At 62.1% G+C, this 20,179-nt stretch carries 19 protein-coding genes and 1 pseudogene; 9 read left to right on the top strand and 11 right to left on the bottom strand.

The window, feature by feature from the left end:
• Positions 1-9 precede the first annotated feature (9 nt).
• Positions 10-1,599: a catalase gene (locus tag DT069_RS23750; RefSeq protein ID WP_119462835.1), complete on the bottom strand. Its 1,590-nt coding sequence runs from the start codon at positions 1,597-1,599 to the stop codon at positions 10-12.
• Positions 1,600-1,719: 120 nt separating this feature from the next.
• Positions 1,720-2,727 carry a GlxA family transcriptional regulator gene (locus DT069_RS23755; protein ID WP_119462836.1) on the bottom strand — a complete coding sequence of 336 codons (1,008 nt, stop codon included), beginning with the start codon at positions 2,725-2,727 and terminating at the stop codon, positions 1,720-1,722.
• 96 nt (positions 2,728-2,823) lie between these two features.
• Here DT069_RS23755 and DT069_RS23760 point away from each other — a divergent pair, with 96 nt between their 5' ends.
• A complete protein-coding gene (locus DT069_RS23760) occupies positions 2,824-3,729 on the top strand; it encodes a beta-keto acid cleavage family enzyme (RefSeq protein WP_425450507.1) in 906 nt (301 codons plus the stop codon).
• 6 nt (positions 3,730-3,735) lie between these two features.
• On the top strand, positions 3,736-5,232 hold the full coding sequence (locus DT069_RS23765) for a carnitine 3-dehydrogenase (RefSeq protein ID WP_119462838.1): 1,497 nt from the start codon (positions 3,736-3,738) through the stop codon (positions 5,230-5,232).
• Between the two features lie 27 nt (positions 5,233-5,259).
• Here DT069_RS23765 and DT069_RS23770 read toward each other — a convergent pair whose 3' ends face one another.
• Together DT069_RS23770 and DT069_RS23775 are read right to left on the bottom strand one after the other, a co-directional pair.
• Entirely contained in the window at positions 5,260-5,700 is a 441-nt protein-coding gene (locus DT069_RS23770) for a hypothetical protein (RefSeq protein WP_119462839.1), read from the bottom strand.
• 170 nt (positions 5,701-5,870) lie between these two features.
• Positions 5,871-6,773: a LysR substrate-binding domain-containing protein gene (locus DT069_RS23775; RefSeq protein ID WP_119462840.1), complete on the bottom strand. Its 903-nt coding sequence runs from the start codon at positions 6,771-6,773 to the stop codon at positions 5,871-5,873.
• 100 nt (positions 6,774-6,873) lie between these two features.
• Between DT069_RS23775 and psrA the strand changes: the two genes are divergently transcribed.
• The 5 genes from psrA to phnE (DT069_RS23800) all read left to right on the top strand — a co-directional run bounded on the left by psrA (position 6,874) and on the right by phnE (DT069_RS23800) (position 11,604).
• Positions 6,874-7,965 carry an iron-containing alcohol dehydrogenase PsrA gene (gene psrA, locus DT069_RS23780; RefSeq protein WP_425450508.1) on the top strand — a complete coding sequence of 364 codons (1,092 nt, stop codon included), beginning with the start codon at positions 6,874-6,876 and terminating at the stop codon, positions 7,963-7,965.
• 85 nt (positions 7,966-8,050) lie between these two features.
• Positions 8,051-8,962, top strand: a complete 912-nt coding sequence (locus tag DT069_RS23785) for a phosphate/phosphite/phosphonate ABC transporter substrate-binding protein (RefSeq protein ID WP_119462842.1) — start codon at positions 8,051-8,053, stop codon at positions 8,960-8,962.
• A gap of 138 nt (positions 8,963-9,100) precedes the next feature.
• A complete protein-coding gene (gene phnC / locus DT069_RS23790) occupies positions 9,101-9,853 on the top strand; it encodes a phosphonate ABC transporter ATP-binding protein (RefSeq protein ID WP_425450509.1) in 753 nt (250 codons plus the stop codon).
• Positions 9,854-9,870: 17 nt separating this feature from the next.
• Complete coding sequence (phnE, locus tag DT069_RS23795) at positions 9,871-10,686, top strand: phosphonate ABC transporter, permease protein PhnE (RefSeq protein WP_119462843.1); 816 nt, start codon at positions 9,871-9,873, stop codon at positions 10,684-10,686.
• 30 nt (positions 10,687-10,716) lie between these two features.
• Complete coding sequence (gene phnE, locus DT069_RS23800) at positions 10,717-11,604, top strand: phosphonate ABC transporter, permease protein PhnE (protein WP_119462844.1); 888 nt, start codon at positions 10,717-10,719, stop codon at positions 11,602-11,604.
• Positions 11,605-11,666: 62 nt separating this feature from the next.
• Here the strand turns inward: phnE (DT069_RS23800) and DT069_RS23805 are convergent, their stop codons facing one another.
• The 4 genes from DT069_RS23805 to DT069_RS23820 all read right to left on the bottom strand — a co-directional run bounded on the left by DT069_RS23805 (position 11,667) and on the right by DT069_RS23820 (position 15,138).
• Positions 11,667-12,074, bottom strand: coding sequence for a DoxX family protein (locus DT069_RS23805; protein ID WP_119462845.1), 408 nt, complete (start codon positions 12,072-12,074; stop codon positions 11,667-11,669).
• Positions 12,075-12,272: 198 nt separating this feature from the next.
• On the bottom strand, positions 12,273-13,112 hold the full coding sequence (locus tag DT069_RS23810; protein WP_162913415.1) for a sulfotransferase family 2 domain-containing protein: 840 nt from the start codon (positions 13,110-13,112) through the stop codon (positions 12,273-12,275).
• A gap of 160 nt (positions 13,113-13,272) precedes the next feature.
• Positions 13,273-14,061 carry an FkbM family methyltransferase gene (locus DT069_RS23815; protein WP_119462847.1) on the bottom strand — a complete coding sequence of 263 codons (789 nt, stop codon included), beginning with the start codon at positions 14,059-14,061 and terminating at the stop codon, positions 13,273-13,275.
• A gap of 72 nt (positions 14,062-14,133) precedes the next feature.
• Entirely contained in the window at positions 14,134-15,138 is a 1,005-nt protein-coding gene (locus DT069_RS23820) for a glycosyltransferase family 2 protein (protein WP_425450510.1), read from the bottom strand.
• Between the two features lie 638 nt (positions 15,139-15,776).
• Between DT069_RS23820 and DT069_RS23825 the strand changes: the two genes are divergently transcribed.
• Positions 15,777-16,967 (top strand): glycosyltransferase family 4 protein, encoded by a 1,191-nt coding sequence (locus DT069_RS23825; protein ID WP_119462849.1) that lies wholly within the window; start codon positions 15,777-15,779, stop codon positions 16,965-16,967.
• The gene (locus DT069_RS23830; protein ID WP_162913417.1) at positions 16,954-18,054 is read left to right on the top strand and encodes a glycosyltransferase family 2 protein; all 1,101 of its coding nucleotides are present in this window, start codon (positions 16,954-16,956) and stop codon (positions 18,052-18,054) included. Before DT069_RS23825 ends, DT069_RS23830 begins: the two co-directional genes overlap by 14 nt.
• Positions 18,055-18,097: 43 nt before the next feature.
• Here the strand turns inward: DT069_RS23830 and DT069_RS25125 are convergent.
• The 3 genes and pseudogenes from DT069_RS25125 to DT069_RS23845 all read right to left on the bottom strand — a co-directional run.
• A pseudogene (locus tag DT069_RS25125) lies at positions 18,098-18,415 on the bottom strand (methyltransferase domain-containing protein); the annotation flags it as partial.
• Between the two features lie 116 nt (positions 18,416-18,531).
• Positions 18,532-18,798: a hypothetical protein gene (locus DT069_RS23840; protein WP_162913418.1), complete on the bottom strand. Its 267-nt coding sequence runs from the start codon at positions 18,796-18,798 to the stop codon at positions 18,532-18,534.
• A gap of 266 nt (positions 18,799-19,064) precedes the next feature.
• A complete protein-coding gene (locus DT069_RS23845) occupies positions 19,065-20,168 on the bottom strand; it encodes a TAXI family TRAP transporter solute-binding subunit (RefSeq protein ID WP_119462853.1) in 1,104 nt (367 codons plus the stop codon).
• Positions 20,169-20,179: the final 11 nt, after the last annotated feature.

Raw genomic sequence — 20,179 nt, forward strand, 5'->3', positions numbered from 1 at the left:
GCTGTTGCCTTATTCGGCGGCGCTTTCCCCGCGGCGTTCCTCCGGGCGGCCGTCGGTGTAGGTGCTCCTCGGCCGGCTCGAACCAGGCTCGGGCTTGCCCTCCAGCGGCGGGAGCGCCTTGGCCTTCTCGAGATCGATGCCGGCGCCTTCGGCAACCCGCCGGCCGTAATCCTCGTCGCAATGCCAGAAATGCCAGATCATGCGGAGCGCGATCGGCTCCGGGCACTGATTCATGTCGGCGACCAGATTGTCGATCAGATCATCGCGCTCCCAATCCTCGAACGTCCGGTAGCGGTCGCCCGCCTGCTTGTAGTCATCGGCCGTCCGGCTGGTCTGGTAGCGGCCGAGATGGCCTTCGACCCACTGGTGATAGTCCTTTGCCGGCTTCGGCGCCTCCCGAAGCCCGCCCATCACGCTCGGCTCGTAATTGACATGCGGGTTCTCGCCGCCGCCATCGACATAGAACGCCATCTGACCATCGCGCTGGTTGGTTCGGGTCTCGGCTTCCGGGGAGTTGATCGGGAGTTGCAGGTAGTTCGGGCCGACGCGATAGCGCTGCGTGTCGGAGTAGGACAGCGTCCGGCCCTGCAGCATCTTGTCGTCGGAGAAGTCGATTCCATCCACCAGAACACCGGTCCCGAAGGCCGACTGCTCGACCTCCGCGAAGAAGTTGGCCGGATTACGGTCGAGCACCAGCCGGCCAACCGGCAACAGCGGGAACTGGTCCTCCGGCCACCGCTTCGTGTCGTCCAGCGGGTCGAAATCGAGCTCCGGATGCGCATCGTCCGACATGATCTGCACGCACAGTTCCCACTCGGGAAAATCGCCGCGCTCGATCGCGTCGTAGAGGTCCCGCGTCGCATGGCCGACGTCCCGCGCCTGGATCTCGGCCGCCTGCTTGCTCGTGAGGTTCTTCACGCCGAGCTTCGGCTCGAACGAGAACTTGCAGAGCACCGCCACGCCCTGATCGTTCACCAGCTTGTAGGTGTTCACGCTGGAGCCCTCCATATGCCGATAGTCGGCCGGGATGCCCCACGGGCTCTTCACCCAGGTCACCATGTGCAGCGCCTCCGGCGACTGGGACACGAAGTCGTAGAAGCGCCATGGCTCCTGGCGGTTGCTGACCGGATCCGGCTTGAAAGCGTGAATCATGTCCGGGAACTTGATGGCGTCGCGGATGAAGAAGATCTTCAGATTGTTGCCGACGAGATCCCAGACGCCGTCCACCGTCTTGAACTTGACCGCGAACCCGCGCGGATCGCGCGCCGTCTCCGGCGAATCCTTGCTGCCGATGACAGTCGAGAACCGAATGAAGACAGGGGTCCGGACGCCTGCCTGCGTCAGCACCTTGGCCCGTGTGTACTTGCCGGCCGGCTCGTCGCCGATCTTGCCATAGGCCTCGAAATAACCGTGCGCACCGGTGCCGCGCGCGTGGACGACGCGTTCGGGGATGCGCTCGCGGTCGAAATGCGTGATCTTCTCGATGAACTGATAATTCTCGAGGGTGGCGGGGCCCCGCTCCCCGACGCTGCGGAGGCTCTGATTGTCCGACACCGGATGCCCCTGACGGGTGGTCAATTTGTTCTGTTCTTCGCCCATTGCACTCTCCCAAACAGAGCGGGCCGGCGGCCGCGCGACCCGATACACCTCATCAAGTCAACTCGGTGCCGGGATTGTGGTTCCGGACGAAGGCGGAAAATCCGCGGCTGGCTGATGCAGTTAGGAGTCCTTGGCGGCAGGACCTTGGGAATCGAGGCTCCGGCGCCGTCTCGTCTCACGCGGACTTTCGCCGAAGCGGTTGCGAAAGGCGCGTGCAAACGCCGACGCCGATCCGAACCCGACCGTGGCGGCGATCTCGGTCATGCTCTTGCGTCCGTCGAGGATAAGCCGCCGGCCCGCATTGAGCCGCATGGCGAGATAGTAGTCGCGCGGCGCCATGCCGACAGTCTGAAGAAAGAGGATTTCCATCGTCCGCGCGCTCACGCCACTGCGTTTGGCGATCGCTGGAATCGGCAGCGGCTGCTCGATCCGCGCCTCCATGATCCGGATCGCTTTCGCCACTCTCGGCTCGTTCCAGTCGAGACGGCCGACGGAGACGATCGGCTGCGGGTCCTCCGGCGCGCGGGACTGGTCGTAGATGAAGATGCTGGCGACATCCAAGGCAAGCGCGTAACCCTGACGGGCGCGAATCAGGTTCAGCATCAGCTCGAGGGCCGGCGAAGCGCCCCCTGTCGTGAAGCGTGCGCCATCGATGACGAACCGGTCCGGGCGTACGTCGACGTCCGGAAAGCGGGCGGCAAACTCCTCGAGGTCCTCCCAATGCGTCGTGGCGCGGCATCCGTTGAGAAGGCCGGCGAGCGCGATCACCCAGGCGCCCGCCTCCACGCCGCCGATCGGCACACCGCGGCGCGCGACCCGGCGGAGTCCGGCCATCAGCGCGGGCGTGCTGTGCCGGAAGATATTAAAGGCCGCCACGACGATGAGCGTGTCGCGGATATCGTCCGGATCGAACACGGCCTCGACGGGAATAGGGAGCTGGCCCGAGGTCATGACGGCGCGGCCGTCCGGCGACAGAAGGCGGTAGCGATAGAGGGTCCGGCCCGATGCGCGGTTCGCTGCCCGGAGCGGCTCCATCGTCGAGGCGAGCGAAAGCATTGAAGCGTCCGGAAGGACGAGGAGATCGACGTCGAGCCGGTCGTCGGAGGGCGAGAAAATTCCGCTGGCCATGCGCGTTCCGTATAAAATGCTGCGGAAACAGTATCGCGCTCGTCGACGGAATGCCTCACCTTCTTGAAATCGAGGCGAGAAATATTGGGAGGAAAAATGTCCCTTGCGATGAACCGTGACGTCTTCATCACCTGTGCCCTGACGGGCGCCGGTGACACGACCGGTCGTTCCGACAAGGTGCCGGTCACGCCCCAGCAGATCGCCGAGGCGGCCATCGAAGCCGCTGAAGCCGGCGCGGCCGTCGCGCACATCCATGTCCGTAATCCGCAGACGGGTGCTGGCACACGCGATCCCGCGCTCTACCGGGAAGTGGTTGAGCGGATTCGCTCGTCCGGGACCGACATCGTCATCAACCTGACGGCCGGCATGGGCGGGGACCTGACGCTCGGCTCCGCCGAGAAGCCCCTGCCGCCGGCCGAGACGGGCACCGACATGGCCGGAGCGACGGAACGCCTCGCCCACGTCTCCGACCTCCTGCCGGACATCTGCACGCTCGATTGCGGCACGATGAATTTCGGCGAGGGCGACTATGTGATGACCAACACGCCGGCGATGCTGCGCGAAATGGCGCGGCAGATCCAGGCGCTGGGCGTGCGCTGCGAGATCGAGATCTTCGACACCGGCCATCTGGTGCTCGCGAAGTACCTCGTCGATCAGGGCCTCATCGACGACCCCGTTCTCGTTCAGCTCTGCATGGGCATTCCATGGGGCGCGCCGGACGACATCGGCACCCTGATGTCGCTGGTCAACAACCTTCCCGAGAATTGGATCTTCTCGGCCTTCTCGATCAGCCGCAACCAGCTTCCCTATGTCGCCATGGCCGTGCTCGCCGGCGGCAATGTCCGGGTCGGGCTCGAGGACAATATCTGGCTCGACAAGGGCGTTCTCGCCACCAACGGCGCGCTCGTCGAACGGGCCGCGACGATCGTGACCAATATGGGCGCACGGGTTCTCACGCCCGACGAGGTCCGCGCCAAGTTGAAGCTGAAGAAGCGGGGCTGAACGATCATGACCGATGTCAGGACCGCCGCCGTCATCGGCGGTGGCGTGATCGGCGGCGGCTGGGCCGCCAGGCTGGTGCAGAATGGGATCGACGTCGCGGTCTTCGATCCGGATCCGGAGGCCGAGCGCAAGATCGGCGAGGTCATGGCCAATGCGGACCGCGCCTTTGCGAAGCTCACCAACGCGCCGCAAGGCCGGAAGGGTGTGCTGCGTTTCGTGGACAGCGTCGCGGAGGCCGTCCGTGACGCCGACTTCATCCAGGAGAGCGCGCCGGAACGCATCGACCTGAAGAAGAAGCTTTTTGCCGAGGTCGACGCGCATGCCCGACCGGACACGCTCATCGGCTCCTCCACCTCCGGCCTCCTTCCCTCCGACCTCCAGTCCGAGATGCGCCATCCCGAGCGCCTCGTCGTCGCCCACCCCTTCAACCCCGTCTATCTGCTGCCGCTCGTCGAGATCGTCGGCGGAAAGCAGACGACGCCGGAGACGATCGCCCGGGCCAAGGCGTTCTATGCCTCGATCGGCATGAAGCCGCTCCATGTGCGGAAGGAGATCGACGCCTTCATTGGGGACCGGCTACTCGAAGCGCTCTGGCGGGAGGCGCTCTGGCTTGTCCAGGACGACGTGGCCACCGTCGAGGAGATCGACGACGTCGTCCGCTATTCCTTCGGCTTGCGGTGGGCGCAGATGGGGACGTTCATGGTCTATCGGATCGCCGGGGGCGAGGCGGGCATGCGCCACTTCATGGCGCAGTTCGGCCCGGCGCTCAAATGGCCTTGGACCAAGCTCATGGACGTGCCGGAACTGACGGACGAACTGGTCGACAAGATCGCGCGGCAGTCCGACGCGCAGGCGGGCCAGCTCTCGATCCGCGAGCTCGAGCGCATTCGCGACGACAATCTGGTGGCCATCCTTCAAGCGCTTCGGGCCCAGAACAGCGGCAAGGGCTGGGGCGCCGGCGAAGTCCTGAAACAGCATGAAGACCGGCTTTACGACAACGCCCACCGCGATGCCGCGGACGCAGAGCATGACATATCACAGCCGCTGCGCCTGCTCGACTGCACCGTGCAGCCCGACTGGACGGACTATAACGGCCATATGACGGAGAGTCGCTATCTGCAGGTCTTCGGCGATGCGAGCGATGCCCTGCTTCGATTCATCGGCATCGACCGCGACTATCTGGCCGCCGGGCACAGCTATTACACGGTCGAGACGCATATCATGCATAAGAGCGAGGTCGCTGCGCTCGAGCCGCTCTATGTGACGACGCAGATCCTCGCCGCCGACGAGAAGCGTCTGCATGTCTTTCACCGGATCCATCACGCGCGGACCGACGATGTCATCGCCTCGGCCGAACAGATGCTTCTCCACGTCGACACGAAGGCGCAGAAGGCCTGCCCCGCCGAGGCACTCGTCGCGGCCAGGGTCCGTGACCTCTGCGCCGCGCACGCTGCGCTCGACCGGCCGGCCGATGCCGGGCGCTCGGTGGGGCTGAGGCGCTGAACCGGTGAGTAGGCGCCGCTCAGGTGCCTACTCCTCGACGGCCCTGCAGTCATTGCCGTTGAACGAGAAGGCCGTGACGATGCCGGACGGTGAGATCGTGAATTGGGTCTCGCAGCTTTTACGATGAGTGACGACGGGCGTCGTTACCGGCACATATGTCGTCGTCGTGTCCGTATATTTGCTGACGGTTCTGTCCCCGTCCTCATAGACCGTCGCCTTTCCGGAGTCGTGCGTCGTGATCGGCTCGTAGGTCGTGTTCCCCCCGGTCTGGTAAGTGTACTCGTCGTAGTACCGCAGCACCTTCGAACCATCATTCGACGTATATACGCTGTCCGGCACGCCCCAAGCCGAAACCAGACGCTGCTCGGTGTGGCCGACCCAGCCGCTTATGAGCTGACGGTATCCGGCAGTCGTCGCGAAGCAACCTGACAGCAAAGCCGCACAGAAAAAGGCCCCCAACAAACGCATCACTTTGACATCCCCCCATTTTATAAGAGCGACTCCGCCAAACGCGGAAGACTTGAATATTCAACGGCATAATACGAATGAAACGCCGGCGCCGCAGGGCACGCACCTGGATCAAACACGCTTCCGGATGAACCCTGGATGAACACCGAGGCGGATCGGGGCGACGAAGGTCAGGACGGGCAGGACCCTGCCTTCCTGCCGTCCTGCTGGACCCCCAGGTCGCGAGCCACGGAAACGAAGGCCTGGATGATCCGGGACCCTTCCCTCTCCTTCAGATAGGCGACGTGGGCAATCGTCTCGATCCGGCAGTCGTGGATCGGAAGCCCGACGAGATTCGGATGCGGGATGAACTCGATGTCGGACACGACGCCGACGCCGAGGCCCCGCTCCACGGCCATCCAGACGGCCTCGCGACTGCCGAATTCGAGCACCGGATTGATCCGGACACGATGATCGGCGAGAGCCTGTTCGAAAGCGAGGCGCGTCGTCGAGCCCTCCTCGCGGAGGACTACCTGCTCGTCGGAGAAATCATGAATCGACACGGTCCTGCGTCCGGCCCAGGGATGGCTCCGGTTCACGAAGGCGACGACCGGATGCCGGCTATAGGGGATCGCGACGACGCGGGAATCGTCTTCGACATGCGCCAGAACGGCGACGTCAATCGAAAACTCGAGGAGCTGCTGAAGAACCTCCCGCGAATTGCGGATCATCACCATCAGGCGGACGCCGGGATACAGGCGATGGAAGCTCGCCAGCATTTCGGTCACGTGATAGGGCCCCACCGCGCCGACCTTCAGCGTACCCCGCTGCAGGCCCCCGAGGCCCCGGAGCAGGTCGCTTGCGTCCTGCTCGAGTGTCATGAGCCGCTGCGTCAGGGTGTGGAGCTGACGGCCCGCATCAGTCAGTTCGACGCGGCGCCCGCGCCGGACGAAGAGCTCGACCTTGAAATAGTCTTCAAGATCCCGGACTTGGCTCGTGATCGTGGGCTGACCGATATTCAGCTTGCGGGACGCGGCTGTGAAGCCACCCTCGCTGGCCACGGCATGGAAAGATCGGAGCTGTGTATGAAGCATTGATTTTTACAATGGCAACGATAGAAACTTTGGATTGGATCGATAGAAAGAGTCAAGGGCACAATACCTCGCTGGATATGCTCGCAAGCGGGGGCGATTGGTGTGGAGATTCCATAATCCGGTAAGGGTCCGCTTCGGTGCCGGCGCCATTGAGGAGGTCGGCGCGCTTGTCGCAGGGCGCCCCTATTGCCTCGTAACCTATGACGAGCCGGCCTTCGCCGAAATATCTGCCCGGATCCGCGCGACGGCGGGCAACCCCGCCATTCTTATCGACGACGTTCAGCCGAATCCCGATTTCTCCAACCTGACGGAACTCTGCGCCCGATACGGCGAGGCGAGGCCTGCGCCACGCGTCATCGTGGCGGTCGGGGGCGGGTCCGTCATGGACTCCGCCAAGGTGCTGGCCGTCGCCGACGGCGATTTCTCGCGCGTCAGCCGCCATCTCGAGCAGCGCGGCGCGGAAGATCGGCGCGAAGCCGTTCCCATCATCGCCGTTCCGACGACGGCGGGGACAGGGAGCGAGATGACCTGCTGGGGCACGGTCTGGCATGCGGAAGCCGGCCGCAAATATTCGCTGTCGCGCTCCGATCTATATGCAGAATGGGCCGTCGTCGACCCGGAGCTTACCCTGGGCGCTCCGCGGTCGCTCACCGTAGCGACCGGGCTCGACGCGCTGTCGCATGCGCTCGAGAGCCTGTGGAACGTGAACCACAATCCGGTTTCCGGCGCGCTCGCCGTCGCGGCGGCGCGTGAGATGATCGAGACCCTCCCCCGCCTCGTCGACGACCTCGGCAATCTTGACCTGCGCACGCGGGTCGCCAAGGCGGCCCTTCTCGCCGGGCTCGCCTTCTCGAATACCAAGACCGCTCTCGCCCATAACATCTCCTACCCGATTACGCTCCGGCACGGTATCCCGCATGGCCTCGCCTGCTCCTTCAGCCTGCCAATGGTCATGCGGAGCGCCGTTGGCGCGAGTGCCGAGTGCGATGCGGCTTTGGCCGCGATTTTCGACGGCGACTTGAAGCGAGGCGCCGACCGGCTGGAAGGGTTTCTCGCCTCGCTGGGGGTTTCCGTCGAGACCGCCGACTACGGCATCTCCGAGGCGGAATGGCGGGAGATCGTCGAGGAGGCCTTTCGCGGGGAGCGGGGGCGAAACTTCATCGGAGCGAAGGATGGCTTTCTAAGCCGATAGACGGAAGGTTGAACAAGAAGAGCCCTGGAAAGGGACTGATCGCAAAAACAGATCACTTGCAACCGTTGGGAGGAAGACAATGCGAATGGAGACAAGGAGGGGCCTTGCGGTCCTGACCGCGGCCGTCGTGGCGATGGGGACCTGGGCGTCCGGAGCCGGTTCGGCGGGAGCCCAGGAATGCGAGAACCCTGATGTGCTGCGCTTCTCGATCATTCCGACCGAGGAAACCGCTCAGGAGGTCGCCCTGTACGAGCCGGTCATTGACTATCTGTCCGAGCAGACTGGCAAGGAGATCGAGTTCTACATGCCGACCTCCTATGCCTCCGTCATCGAGGCCATGTTGGGCGGCTGGGTCGACATCGCGGTACACGGGCCAAACTCCTACGTGATCGCCAACGAAGAAGATCCGACGATCGAGGTGTTCGCCACCTATGCCAAGAAGCCCGGACATCTTCAGGAGGAAGGACCGGGATATCAGGCCGTCCTGATTACGAAGAAGGGAAGCGGATTTACGGATATCGGCTCGCTGAAGGGGGCGGTGCTCGGCCTGACCGATCCGGCAAGCACTTCGGGAAACCTGCTACCGCGCGTCGCCTTCACCCCGGAGATCGGCAATAAGGAACTCGAGGACTACTTCTCCAACGTCGTCTATACCGGCGGTCATGACCTGTCGACCATCGCCGTCTTCGAAGGCAAGGTCGATGCCGGCTTCGTCGCGACCCACCGGTTCGACAATGTCGTCGACCGCGGCATGGTCAAGCTCGACGACTTCAACGTGATCTGGCGGTCGACGGTGATACCGCAGGACCCGTTCACCTATCGCGGCGCCCTGTGCCCGGATCTGAAGGAGAAGATCCGGAACACCTTCCTGACCCTGCACAAGCGGCCGGAGGCGAAGAGCTTCCTCGAAAACGTCAACTCGAACAAGTTCGTGCCCATGCAGGACGCGGATTACAACATCATCCGCGAACTTGCGGCCAAGAAGGAAAGCAACTGACCGGATTTGCTTCGCTTCGGCAAGCAACTTTAGCTGGAACATTCGCCCGGGCGCGACGGTGTGCCCGGGTGAATCGACCGGCCCGCCGAGCCAGGGGCGTGGCCAGAAACATGGCCAGGGATAGGGGAGGAACGAGCAGTGGCGATCCTCGAGGTGCGTGATCTGACGGCGCGGTATAGCCGCACAAGCCCGGAAATTCTCAAGGGCGTCAGCTTCGATGTCGAGGCCGAGGACTTCTTCGCGATCATCGGGCCGAGCGGGGCCGGAAAATCGACTCTCATCCGGTGCATCAACCGCCTCGTGGAGCCGACCGGCGGGTCGATCCAGTTGTTCGGTGACGAAATCACCACGATGGCGCAGAAGAGCCTGCGACGGCTGCGGCGCCATATCGGGATGATCTTCCAGGAGTTCAATCTGGTGAATCGCATGTCGGTCATGGACAATGTTCTGTCCGGCCGGCTCGGTTACACCGGGACGGTTCGAAGCCTGTTCAGGATGTTTCCACGAAAGGATATCGAGCGGGCGCTCGAGCTTCTCGACCGCGTCGGGCTGAGCGAGCATGTCGACAAGCGGGCCGACCAGTTGAGCGGTGGCCAGCGCCAGAGGGTCGGCATCGCCCGGGCGCTGATGCAGGATCCGAAGCTGCTTCTGCTCGACGAGCCGACGGCGAGCCTGGACCCGAAGATCTCACGCGAGGTGATGGTGCTGATCCGCGATACGGCGCGCGAGGTGAACGTACCAGTGCTCTGCAACATTCACGACGTCCACCTCGCCCAGGAGTTCTGCAACAAGGTCATCGGCCTTCAGGACGGAGTGAAGATGTTCGAGGGCCGAATCGCGGATATGAAGCAGAGGGACCTCGACCGCATCTATGCCCTCGAGGTTCTTTGATGGGAGAGCGTCGCACCATGACGGGCGGCCGGGCGCAGGCTCTGCAGCAAATGGTGGAACGCCACCGCTGGGACCTAGCCCGCCAGCTGGCGCTGTTCGCCGGAATTGTTGCGGTCTGCCTGTGGAGCGTTCACGTCATCATCATCGAGGGCACCGACTGGGCGCGCATCGGCAGCCTGACGGGAGTTCTGCGATCGATCGGACGGTTTCTCGTGCTCGACTGGAGCCTCATTCCGCAGCTCGCTCTGCCGATGGTCGAGACCTTTATGATGGCAACGCTCGGGACGCTCCTCGGCCTGTGCTTCTCCCTGCCCGTCGCATGGTTCGGGGCCATCAATGTGACGCCCTCTAAGGCGGTCTTCTATCCGCTGGGCCGGTTCCTGATGACGCTCAGCCGGTCGATCCACGAGATCGTGTGGGCGCTGATCTTCGTCGCGGCGGTCGGCCTCGGGGCGCTTCCCGGCATTCTCGCCATCGCGATGCGATCGGTGGGGTTCATTTCGAAGATCACGGCGGAAGCCATCGAGAACATCGATCACAAGCCGGTCGAGGCGATTCGGGCAACCGGCGCGAACAACTTTCAGGTCATGTATTACGGGATCATCCCGCAGATCCTGCCCGTCGTCCTCGGGACCATCATCTTCGAGTGGGACATCAACATTCGGCGTTCCGCGATCATGGGGCTCGTCGGCGCCGGGGGCTTGGGCCTGACCTTCTTCCGGCAGATGCACATGTTCAATTACGGCGGTGTCACGATGGTGATCCTGGCGATCCTCGTCCTGATCATCCTGGGCGAAGTGATCTCTCACTACGCCCGCAAGGCCGTGACCTGACCGATGACCCCGCGGAAGGAAACGGCCGCCATGACCATGATCTCGTTCGCACGCAGCGCCCAGGCACGAGACGGAAGCCGGCGGCAGTGGAGCCGGTTCAGATACCCGGACTCCCTCTTTCGCTATGCCGCGCTTCTGGGCGCCGTTCTGTTCATCGGCTACTCCATCGAGTTCCTCGGCATCGATCTGGCCCGACTCCTCCAGATGTTCGGACGGATCGGGGAAGTCCTCGCGAACCGCTATTACCCGCCGGACGTCGGCTACGTGCTCCAGCCGGACTATCTGCATTCGGTTCTGGAGTCCATCCAGATGGCTTATCTGGGCGCGCTCTTCGGACTTCTCCTGGCAGCGCCGCTGGCCTGGTTCGCGTCCTACAACATGACCCCGAGCCGGCGCGTTCTCTACCCCATGGCGCGGTTCGTGATCATGGGGAGCCGGTCGGTCCATGAGATGATCTGGACGATCCTGTTCGTGACGATCCTGGGCTTCGGCATGCTGCCCGGTGTCCTGGCGCTCACGATGTTCTGCATCGGGTTCGCCGGCAAGCTGCTCGCCGAGGAGATCGAGGCCGTCGACATGGGGCCCGTGGATGCCATCCGGGCGAGCGGCGCCAACGCCGTTCAGACGGTCATGTATGCCGTTTGGCCGCAGGTGAAGGTCGCCTGGACGGGCATCGCCATCTACACCTGGGACGTGGCCTTCCGCGCCGCGACGGTCGTCGGCTTCTTCGGCGCCGGCGGCATGGGCTGGTACCTGAAGCGCAATGTGCAGCAGCTCGAGAACGAGCGCGTGGCGGCGATTCTACTGTCGATCGTGGCGCTCGTGATCGTCTCCGAGCTCGTCTCGGCCTGGGCCCGTCACAGGGTTGCGAAAGCGCGCCGGCCGACGGCGCTCCAAGGCCGCACCGTGGCGGACTGAGAACGCCTAACAGGTCTTATCCGCGACCTGCGTCGACTCGGACTTGGCGCGGGTTAAGACGATCAGGGTGTCGCGAAGTCGGTTCCGCGTCGCATGGCATCGACGCTCCACGCACCGCCTCCCGCGAAAACGAAATGCAGGAAGACGAAGCAATAGAGGATCGCAGCATCGCCGCCGTTCAGAACGGGAAAGAAGCTTTCCGGCGCATGCGCCATGAAGTAGGCGACGGCCATATCGCCGGACAGGATGAAGGCGACAGGCCGGGTGAAGAGCCCGATCGCAAGCAGCGCACCGCCGATCAACTCGATCAACCCCTGAATACCGGACAGCGACATCAGCGCCGGCGGATTGGCATGCGGCGGAAAGTCGAGCAGCTTCTGCGTTCCATGCTCCAGGAAAAGGAGCGCCGACATGATGCGCAGGACGCTCAACATATGCGGCGCCCAAGGTGTCAGTCGATCGAAGATCATTACGTTGCCTCCGCTTCTGGGATCCAACCGTTCCCCCCGTTTTCGTCCTCGTGGGCGAACATCAACATCGACCCGTCCGGTCCGAAGAGTTCGGCCGATCAGTAGAGCGTCAATGATGCATGCTGAACGGCCATAAACCAAGCCTCCGAAGCGCTCTTCGGTGCCGTCGAAAAGACATTGCGGTCGGTGGACAAGTGTTCAAACGCTGAATTTCAAGCGCGCATGATTGTAGACCTCGATATCTGGAGCGCAGAACTCCTCGATTAAGGGCCTGAGTTCGGAAAGCTCGATCGTCTCCTTCTCACGTTGTGAGCTGCGGTTGTGGCGCCCTATCGTGATCCTGGCGCCGATCTGATGCGCCACGTCCCCTTCGAACTTGGAGAGATCATCGACAAACCCGATGACGTCGAGCCGGTCAAGCGCAAGCTTCGCGTTCTCTACCATGCGCTCAGTCGACGGCAAGCGCCCGCGACTGTCGTCCGCTCCCCCAAGGAAAGTGGTGATCGTGCGCCCCCAGATCGGACCGAGTTTGGAAAGGCCGTCCGCATCCCAGGATACGTCGACATGGTCATATGACTGACTTCGGCTGGAATAGAGATATTGAGAAACAAACCTGTCCACTGGGTGGCGAAGCACCGTCACAAACTTATGAGTCTTCTCAAAAGCATCGTGAATGCGCGGACTATACATCACATGACCGCTCACAGATTTAGCGCCGGAATGCAAATAGTTGAAGAGGAGACGCTGACGAAATTGATGGATTTGCGTCCACGCCTCGTTCGTCACATCGAACGGTCCATGGGTATCACTGCGTAGATCAAGGAAACGGATTGCCGCCACAGAGCCCGGCGCCTCGATCTTCCTATAGGTCCAAGGAGCATAGACGCTCACCAAGGCCGTTGTGACTGAAACGCCGGCACATTTCGGGATGTGGTGAAAGACGACGCCAGATTTCGGGCCGGCCCCCGTCAGCTCACGCAATGATGACGTCACTGCGGCGGAAATCGTCGCGATTCGCGATCTGCGCAAGCTCATCATCGCTACCCTATACCGGCACTGCTCCAAAAGCATGCGGGGCACGAAACAGCATTGCTAACGCACATTACCATCGTGAAAAAAACAGCCGGCCCTTTGGTGGAGAGCGATAAGCTCTGCCTGAACCCAGGCATCTGTTCACTGGGTTCCTGTCGAACGGCGATCATTCCCGCTCAAAGATTTCGTTGAAGTGATGGGCGCTGTACATTCCACGCCTTGGTATAAATCCGAGCTCCGCCAGAGCAGAGTATATTCCTTCAACACTGCGGCCAAAACGTGCCGAGTTCTCAGCGTCTATCTCAGCGACTATCTTCTTGACCTGAGGTTTCCGAATGAAATGCGCGATCGAATCCAGAACCTGCCCTTCCGCACCTTCCACATCTATTTTGATCAATGTGGCCCGATCGCCGATAATTATCTCGAAAAGTGAATCGAGATCATCGAAATGGATTTGAAGAACCGTAATCTCTCCTCGATCGTCAAGGTGAGCACTACCAGTGTGATCCGCCCTGCCAGCGGCGAACCGCGCTATTTTCGTGATATTGCCGACCGCTGCGTTGAACGGGTAGAAATTTTGCACTCCATTCAGGACGGCGTTCTCGATCAAGTCACGATAGCTCCGCAATGAGGGCTCGAACGCGACGACCGCGCCCGTTTCACCAACTTTCGCACACGCCACCATCGAAAAGAGCCCAGCGTTCGCTCCAATGTCGACAAAGGCCATTCCCGGCTCGAGCTGGATGACTTCAGCGAATACGTCATCGTAGTTGGACAGAAGATGCCCGCCGATTGAGGCAAAGTTCGTGTAATCTCGCGAATTCGAACGGATAAGAACGCCGTAGCACGACCTCACCGCCTTTCCATCTACCAGCCGCAGCGCCCACCGTAAGATTTGCCGCTTGCCTCGGTGATGGGGGCTGGCGATGTAGGCGGAAATGAGGGAGGTCAGCATAAGAAGTATCTCGGCAGGGCCGACGAGCGCGTGTGCCGTCGGCAAATCCCGCGCGGGATTGCGCGCCGCACGTCACGCTGGGCGGACGATGCGTAGCTGCTTGACATAGGCATGTCGACGATGTCCGAAGGGTTTGGGGTCCGGCAGGTTCCGCGGCTCCGGCGAGGTATCCAGAAAGTGCATGCCCGGCTTTTGGCGCCGCCTTCTGCGAGCCATAGGCGTAAGCGGCAGCGTGGGATCAAGCAGCACCGACTTCGTCAGGAGCGACAGCCCTTGCAAGACACGGCCGCTTCGCAGGCTTTTCCCTGCAGCCGAAAAACAGGAGGCGGCCATGGACCAGCGGAAGAGCCGGGCGGGCAGTTCGGGGTGGCGCCGCCGCACCTCCGCAAGCACGCGGCTGTGAAAGTCGGTCAATCCGACGACATTGCTGCTCCAGCTTCCGGAAGTTCGGCGATAGCCCACCAGGAATTCCGGCACGACCGCGAAGTGGTAACGCTCTGCAACGGCCAGAGCGAAAAGGTAATCCTGGGCATAGAGGAACGCCTCGTCATAGCCGCCGATCGCAGCGAGGCAATCACGGCGCACAAGAGGTGTGCTCCCGTTCAGGAGGAAGTTGTAAAGCACTAAGACGGCGTAGGCCTCTCCCTCGACGCACTCGCCCCGATATTGATCGACTATCCGGCTATCTTTGTCGATCATGGATGACCAGGTATAAACGAGACCAACGTCCAGTTCGCCCTGTCGCATTGCCGATACCTGCTTGGCGATCTTCGTCGGGTGCCACAGGTCATCCGCGTCCAGCGGCGCGATCAGGGCTCCCCGCGCCTGCGCGAGTCCGTGGTTCCTTGCAGCGCCTGGACCTTTGTTCGCCTGACGAAGGACACGCAGCCGGGGGTCGGTTGCCGCGACCGCCTTGGCGATTTCAAAGGTCTCGTCGGTCGAACCGTCGTCCACGACGATGACTTCGAGATCGGGATAGGTTTGGGCAAGGACGGAGTCGAGCGTCTCGCGAAGGTATCTTGCCGCGTTATAGGCGGGAACGACAACGGACACCAATGTCCCCTGCCCCCCCGCCATGGTCACCGGCGCTCCCGGATCTCGATCGCCACAGGCAGACAACGAGGATCCGTCTTGGCCCCCGGTATTTTGACCGATGGCAACCCACATGGAGCAGACCGAACATGCGCTATATGTGACGTCGCGGCCGCGTTGGCCCAAAGCTCGCGGCGGGCGGCGAACGCCTGCAGTGAACCCTCGCAGCCGCTCGCCTCGCCGGCGCTGCCGTCTGCGACGGCTTGCCGCTCGCGTGTGCTCCGGAGGCACAGGGGCGCCGAAAGAGTGCTCATTCCAGTGCCGTAAACCGCCGTGCTCCGAAATTTGTTCCAGCCAGTGCGACCAGGCTGGCCTGTCACGCCGCCATGATTCTCTCTCATAGAGTGTTCAACTGATCAGAAAGCTCCCGCAAATCTTGGATACCGTCTTAGGACAAAACGATCGGTTGATTCATTTCAACAATGGGCAGCTGATGAACGAACGTAGCCGCACTGAAGTAGCGGCGACTGTCAAGAAGAGCTGAACCCTCAAACATTTCGCGACGCCGGATTTTCCATGCGGGTTGACGTTTCGATCACGCTTACTACCCTCTTGAATGGTTAAGAATTCAAGCGTTTGGTGCATCCCCTGGTCTGTTGGCCCGCCTGCTTGGCCGAGGCGCCATGAACAGAGCCTTCGCCGTCGCCATGGTTGCCGCCTGCCCGTTCCCGTATCCGCGCGGCACCCCGGCGCGGATCTACAGAATGGCCGAAGCGCTCATCGAGAGGGGCCACACGGTCCATGTTGTCACGTATCACCTCGGTGAAGAGAAGCGCTCCATCCCCTTCCCCATTCACCGCACCCCGGTTGTCCCGACTTATCAAAAGACCGAGCCAGGGCCGTCCTATCAGAAGCTCTTCCTAGTCGACCCGCTTCTTGCCGCGGTATTGCTGCGCGTCGTGCGAACGCATCCCGTCGACCTCATCCATGCGCATCATTACGAGGGCCTCGGTGTGTCGCTGCTTGTGAGGCGGTTCACGGGCCTTCCGGTTGTCTACGACGCCCACACACTGCTGTCCTCGGAACTGCCTTACTACCAGCTCGGGATGACTGCGAGCATCAAGCGCCGGCTCGGCATGTCCTTGGATCGTTGGCTGCCGAAGCAGGCATGCTCAATTATCGCTGTCTCCGACGAAATTCGGACGGCTCTCGCCACCTGTGGTCGGCAACCGCCGCCTGTGGCCTTTATCCCGAATGGCGTTGAGCAACATTTTTTCTCGCGGTGTGAGACCTCTGGGATCGCAGCCGCTGGACGCAACTGGCTCATCTATACAGGAAATTTCGCCAAGTATCAGCGTATCGATCTTATGCTCGAAAGCTTCAAGATGGTCGTTGCGACGCACCCGGACGCTAGATTGCTGATCGTGGCGAACGAGCCGTTCGAACCGCTGATAGCGTTGGCCGAGCAGTTGGGAATCATGCCATACCTTGAGCTGGTGCAAGCAGATTTCGATCATTTGCCGGAGCTTCTCAGCCGAGCCCGGATAGCGCTCAACCCACGCACAGACTGTGATGGGCTGCCGCAGAAGCTGCTCAACTACATGGCGGCTGGAAAGGCGATCGTCTCATTTTCTGGATCGGCTAAGAATCTCGACCATGCGAAAACCGCGCTGATTGTTGAGAACGGCGACGTTGCTGGGTTTGCCAGAGCCATTGTGACTCTGCTTGAGAACACCGATTTGGCGGCGCAGCTCGGTGCGGCGGCGCAGGCGACGGCCCGCATCGAGTTTACGTGGAAGCGGACTGCCGAAAAAGTCGAGCAAGTCTATGCCCAGGTTCTCAGCGGTCGCGGAGCAAAATATGCCGACGTCTGAACCCCATCCGGCATCACCCACGGCGGTCGGCACGATTGCCGCGATTATCATCAACTACAATGGTGGGGAGCGCGTTATCAATTGTATCCGCGCCGTAACCGCATCGCACATGCAGCCGACGCAGATCATCGTCGTCGACAATGCCTCGACCGACGGAAGCCGTGAGCGTATCGAGGCCGAGTTCCCCGCAGTCGAACTCGTCAGGCTTCCGGAGAACAGGGGATTGCCGGCGGCCCGCAACGTAGGCCTTCGGCATGCCTCAAGCGATCTTGCGATCCTGCTGGACAATGATGTGTATGTCGCCGGCGATACCCTTGCCCGGCTCGCCCGCACGCTTCGCGAATACCGTGCGGCCGTCGTTTGTCCACGCATCGTCCTTTATCCGGAATGCCAAGTCGTGCAGTGCGACGGGGCGGCCGTGCATTTTATCGGCACTATGACATTGCGGCACGCATATAGCAGGTTCGACGAGGGCGCCGAGCCGGCCGTGGTCGGCGCCTGTATCGGCGCTTGCTTGTTCGTCGATCGTAAGCTCGTGTTGGCCGCGGGCGGATTCGATGAGCTCTATTTCTTCTACTTCGAAGATCTGGAGTTCAGCATTCGCATGCGGCTGTTGGGCCATAGTCTGGTTTGCGAGCCGCGAGGGGTTGTCTACCACGACCGTGGCCGTGGCACGCCTGGCCTTTCGTTCCGCGGAAAGGATGCCTATCCCGCGCGACGCGCGTTCCTGACGCATCGGCACAGACTATTGACCATTCTTACCTATTATCGCTTGAGCACGCTGCTTCTCCTGATGCCGGTGCTGCTAGTCTACGAGGGGGCGACGCTGGCCTTTTTTGTGTCCAGAGGCTGGAGCGGCGACTGGCTCCGGGCCTGGGCCTGGCTCATTTCCAATTGGCGCTTGATCCACGAGCGGCGCAAACGGGCACGCCAGCAACGCGTTATCAGCGACAGCGAGCTTTTGAGCGGCGGCGATCTTCCCTTTGCACCGGGACTTCTGCGTTCCAGACTCTCTCAGATACTGGTTCATGTCGTGTCCCGCGGTATGGATCTCTATTGGCGGGCGAGTCGCCATCTGGCGACCTGATTGATGGTTCGGAACCAAACTTGTAACAGACCTGTCGGACGACAAAGCCGACACTCTCAACTGATGTGACGAGCGTCTGCGGCGTGAACAGGTTGAGGTTTCGAGGCACGTCAAAGCCGTGCCAGTCTTCCCCGAAGACACCGCGGTCGAGGTTGGCAAAGTTGTCGGTGGTGACGAACAGCTGTCCGCCGCGTTTCAGGAAGTTCGCGGCCCTTTCCGCCTCAGCCCTCGGCGAGGGAAAATGCTCGTTGACGCTTCGCATGACGACGGCGTCGAACGAGCCTTCGTCGAACTGCGACGGCGACAGGCCCGTCACCGGATCGACAGCCGACAGCGACGCTGGAACCAGTGCCCCGCTCATAGATACATAGATATATGGCTTGGTCGGCCCATTCCGGCAGAGGCGCTTTCCGGGCGTTCCAATGGAAAATCGCCTTGTGTGGCAGCCCGCGCCAGCCGTTGTGAGGCGATAGCGGCTTATCTGTAGCTCTTCCGTAGCGCCTCAGCGACATTTGCCAAGAGGCCGGGCTGTCCGTCGGAAGCGCGATCTGAAGCGATCAGATCATCCACGATCAGCGTCAACTCGTCGTAGAATCTGTCACTGTCCGCATAAGTGCGGCGGAAGAACTGCACCTCTCGGATAGCCTGAATCGCGATATCGAACTCATCCCTGGGTTTCCACAGCATCTTGATTCGCCACATTGTGACGCTTGCTGCCTTCGTGAAACGCGTCAGATTCGTCATGATCCGCGTTTCCACGCCGCCCCGGTGATCAGGAGTGCCGGGGTAAGGCTCCGCCGTCCTGACGGAGCTTGGCATTAATCCATCTTCGGCGAAGGAGCGGCCCTGCCGCAAAGGACCCCGGACTGCTCGAAACGGTTCCGCCCGATATTCGGGTCAAGGACCAGCCGCGGATCTGTTCGGCCGGAGTTGTCCCTGGCCCGTCTCGGCGTTGCCGAGCAGCGAAGCTTACGGCGCCCCGGCTCCCGCTGGGTCGATCGATTGAACGATCACTGCCCGGCCTGGGCCTGCCAGCGAAGGAACTCCTCGAACAGGGCGTCGGTCTCCTCCACCGTCGTCACCCCTTGCTGGGCGATGAAGGTCCGAAAGCTCTCGCGCAAGGCGATCGCGTCGGTCGGCTCCTCCTGCGGGATCGGGTTCTGGCGCAGCCAGGCCTCGGCAGGCGCGAACCGGGTCCAGCCCGGCACTTCGGCCGCGAGGTTGACCTCCTTCCATTTTGCATGCCGCGGCGGTTTCAAGAACTCGCCGAACCGGCTGAAGAAGGTATCGATGAATTGCGAGACCTTGCGGTTCCGCTCGTGCCCCCGCTCCCAGTTGTAGACAGCCATGACGGCGCCGACGGCGACGGTCTCGACCTCCTGCCCGGGGTCGATCAGAATCGGATAGTCGGTGCTGCTCAGGCGCGACGGCAGATAAGTCTCGAGCAGCTCGGGCGTCGGTTGTACCGGCAGGAAATGCAGGCCGTCCGCCGCCTTGATGTCGGTGAACAGGCGCGTGGGCTTGCCCGCCACATAGACGAGCGCGGCGATCTCGCCGGCCCGCAGCTTTTCGAGGGCGAGCGCCTGGTCGTCCGTCGTCGGCTCGACCGTGATGCCCAGCCTGTCGAAGATCAAGGACGCCGTCATATGCGTGCCGCTGCCCTGACCGTCGAAATTGACCTTCTGGCCGGCGAGATCCTCGATGCGCGCGATGTCGGGCCTGGCCAGAACGTGCAGCTCCTCATTGTAGAGCTTCGTGATGTAGCGCAGTCGGTTGTCGAGGTTCGGATACACCCGCTCGCGCTTCGCATAGGCGAGGACATCGGATTGCACGATGCCGATATCGATGCCCCGGAGATGCAGGATGTCTCCGATGTTTTGAATGGACCCTTTGCCGAGCACCGTCAGAACGCGCAGCTTGTCGCCATCGTCCAGCACCGCGGCCAGGTCGCTGGCGATGCGCACATAGGTGCCCTCGACACCGCCCGAGATGATCCCGACGGTGCCCGAGTTGGCCCGATCGCTCCAGGGCGTGTCCGCTCTCGCCTCCGGAACGGTCCCGGATGCGAGCCACAGACCCAGGATCAGGAGATGGCAAACTCGCACCAGACTCATGTTCTCTTCCT

This window comes from Virgifigura deserti, from assembly GCA_003576685.1.
GTDB lineage: Bacteria > Pseudomonadota > Alphaproteobacteria > Dongiales > Dongiaceae > Virgifigura > Virgifigura deserti.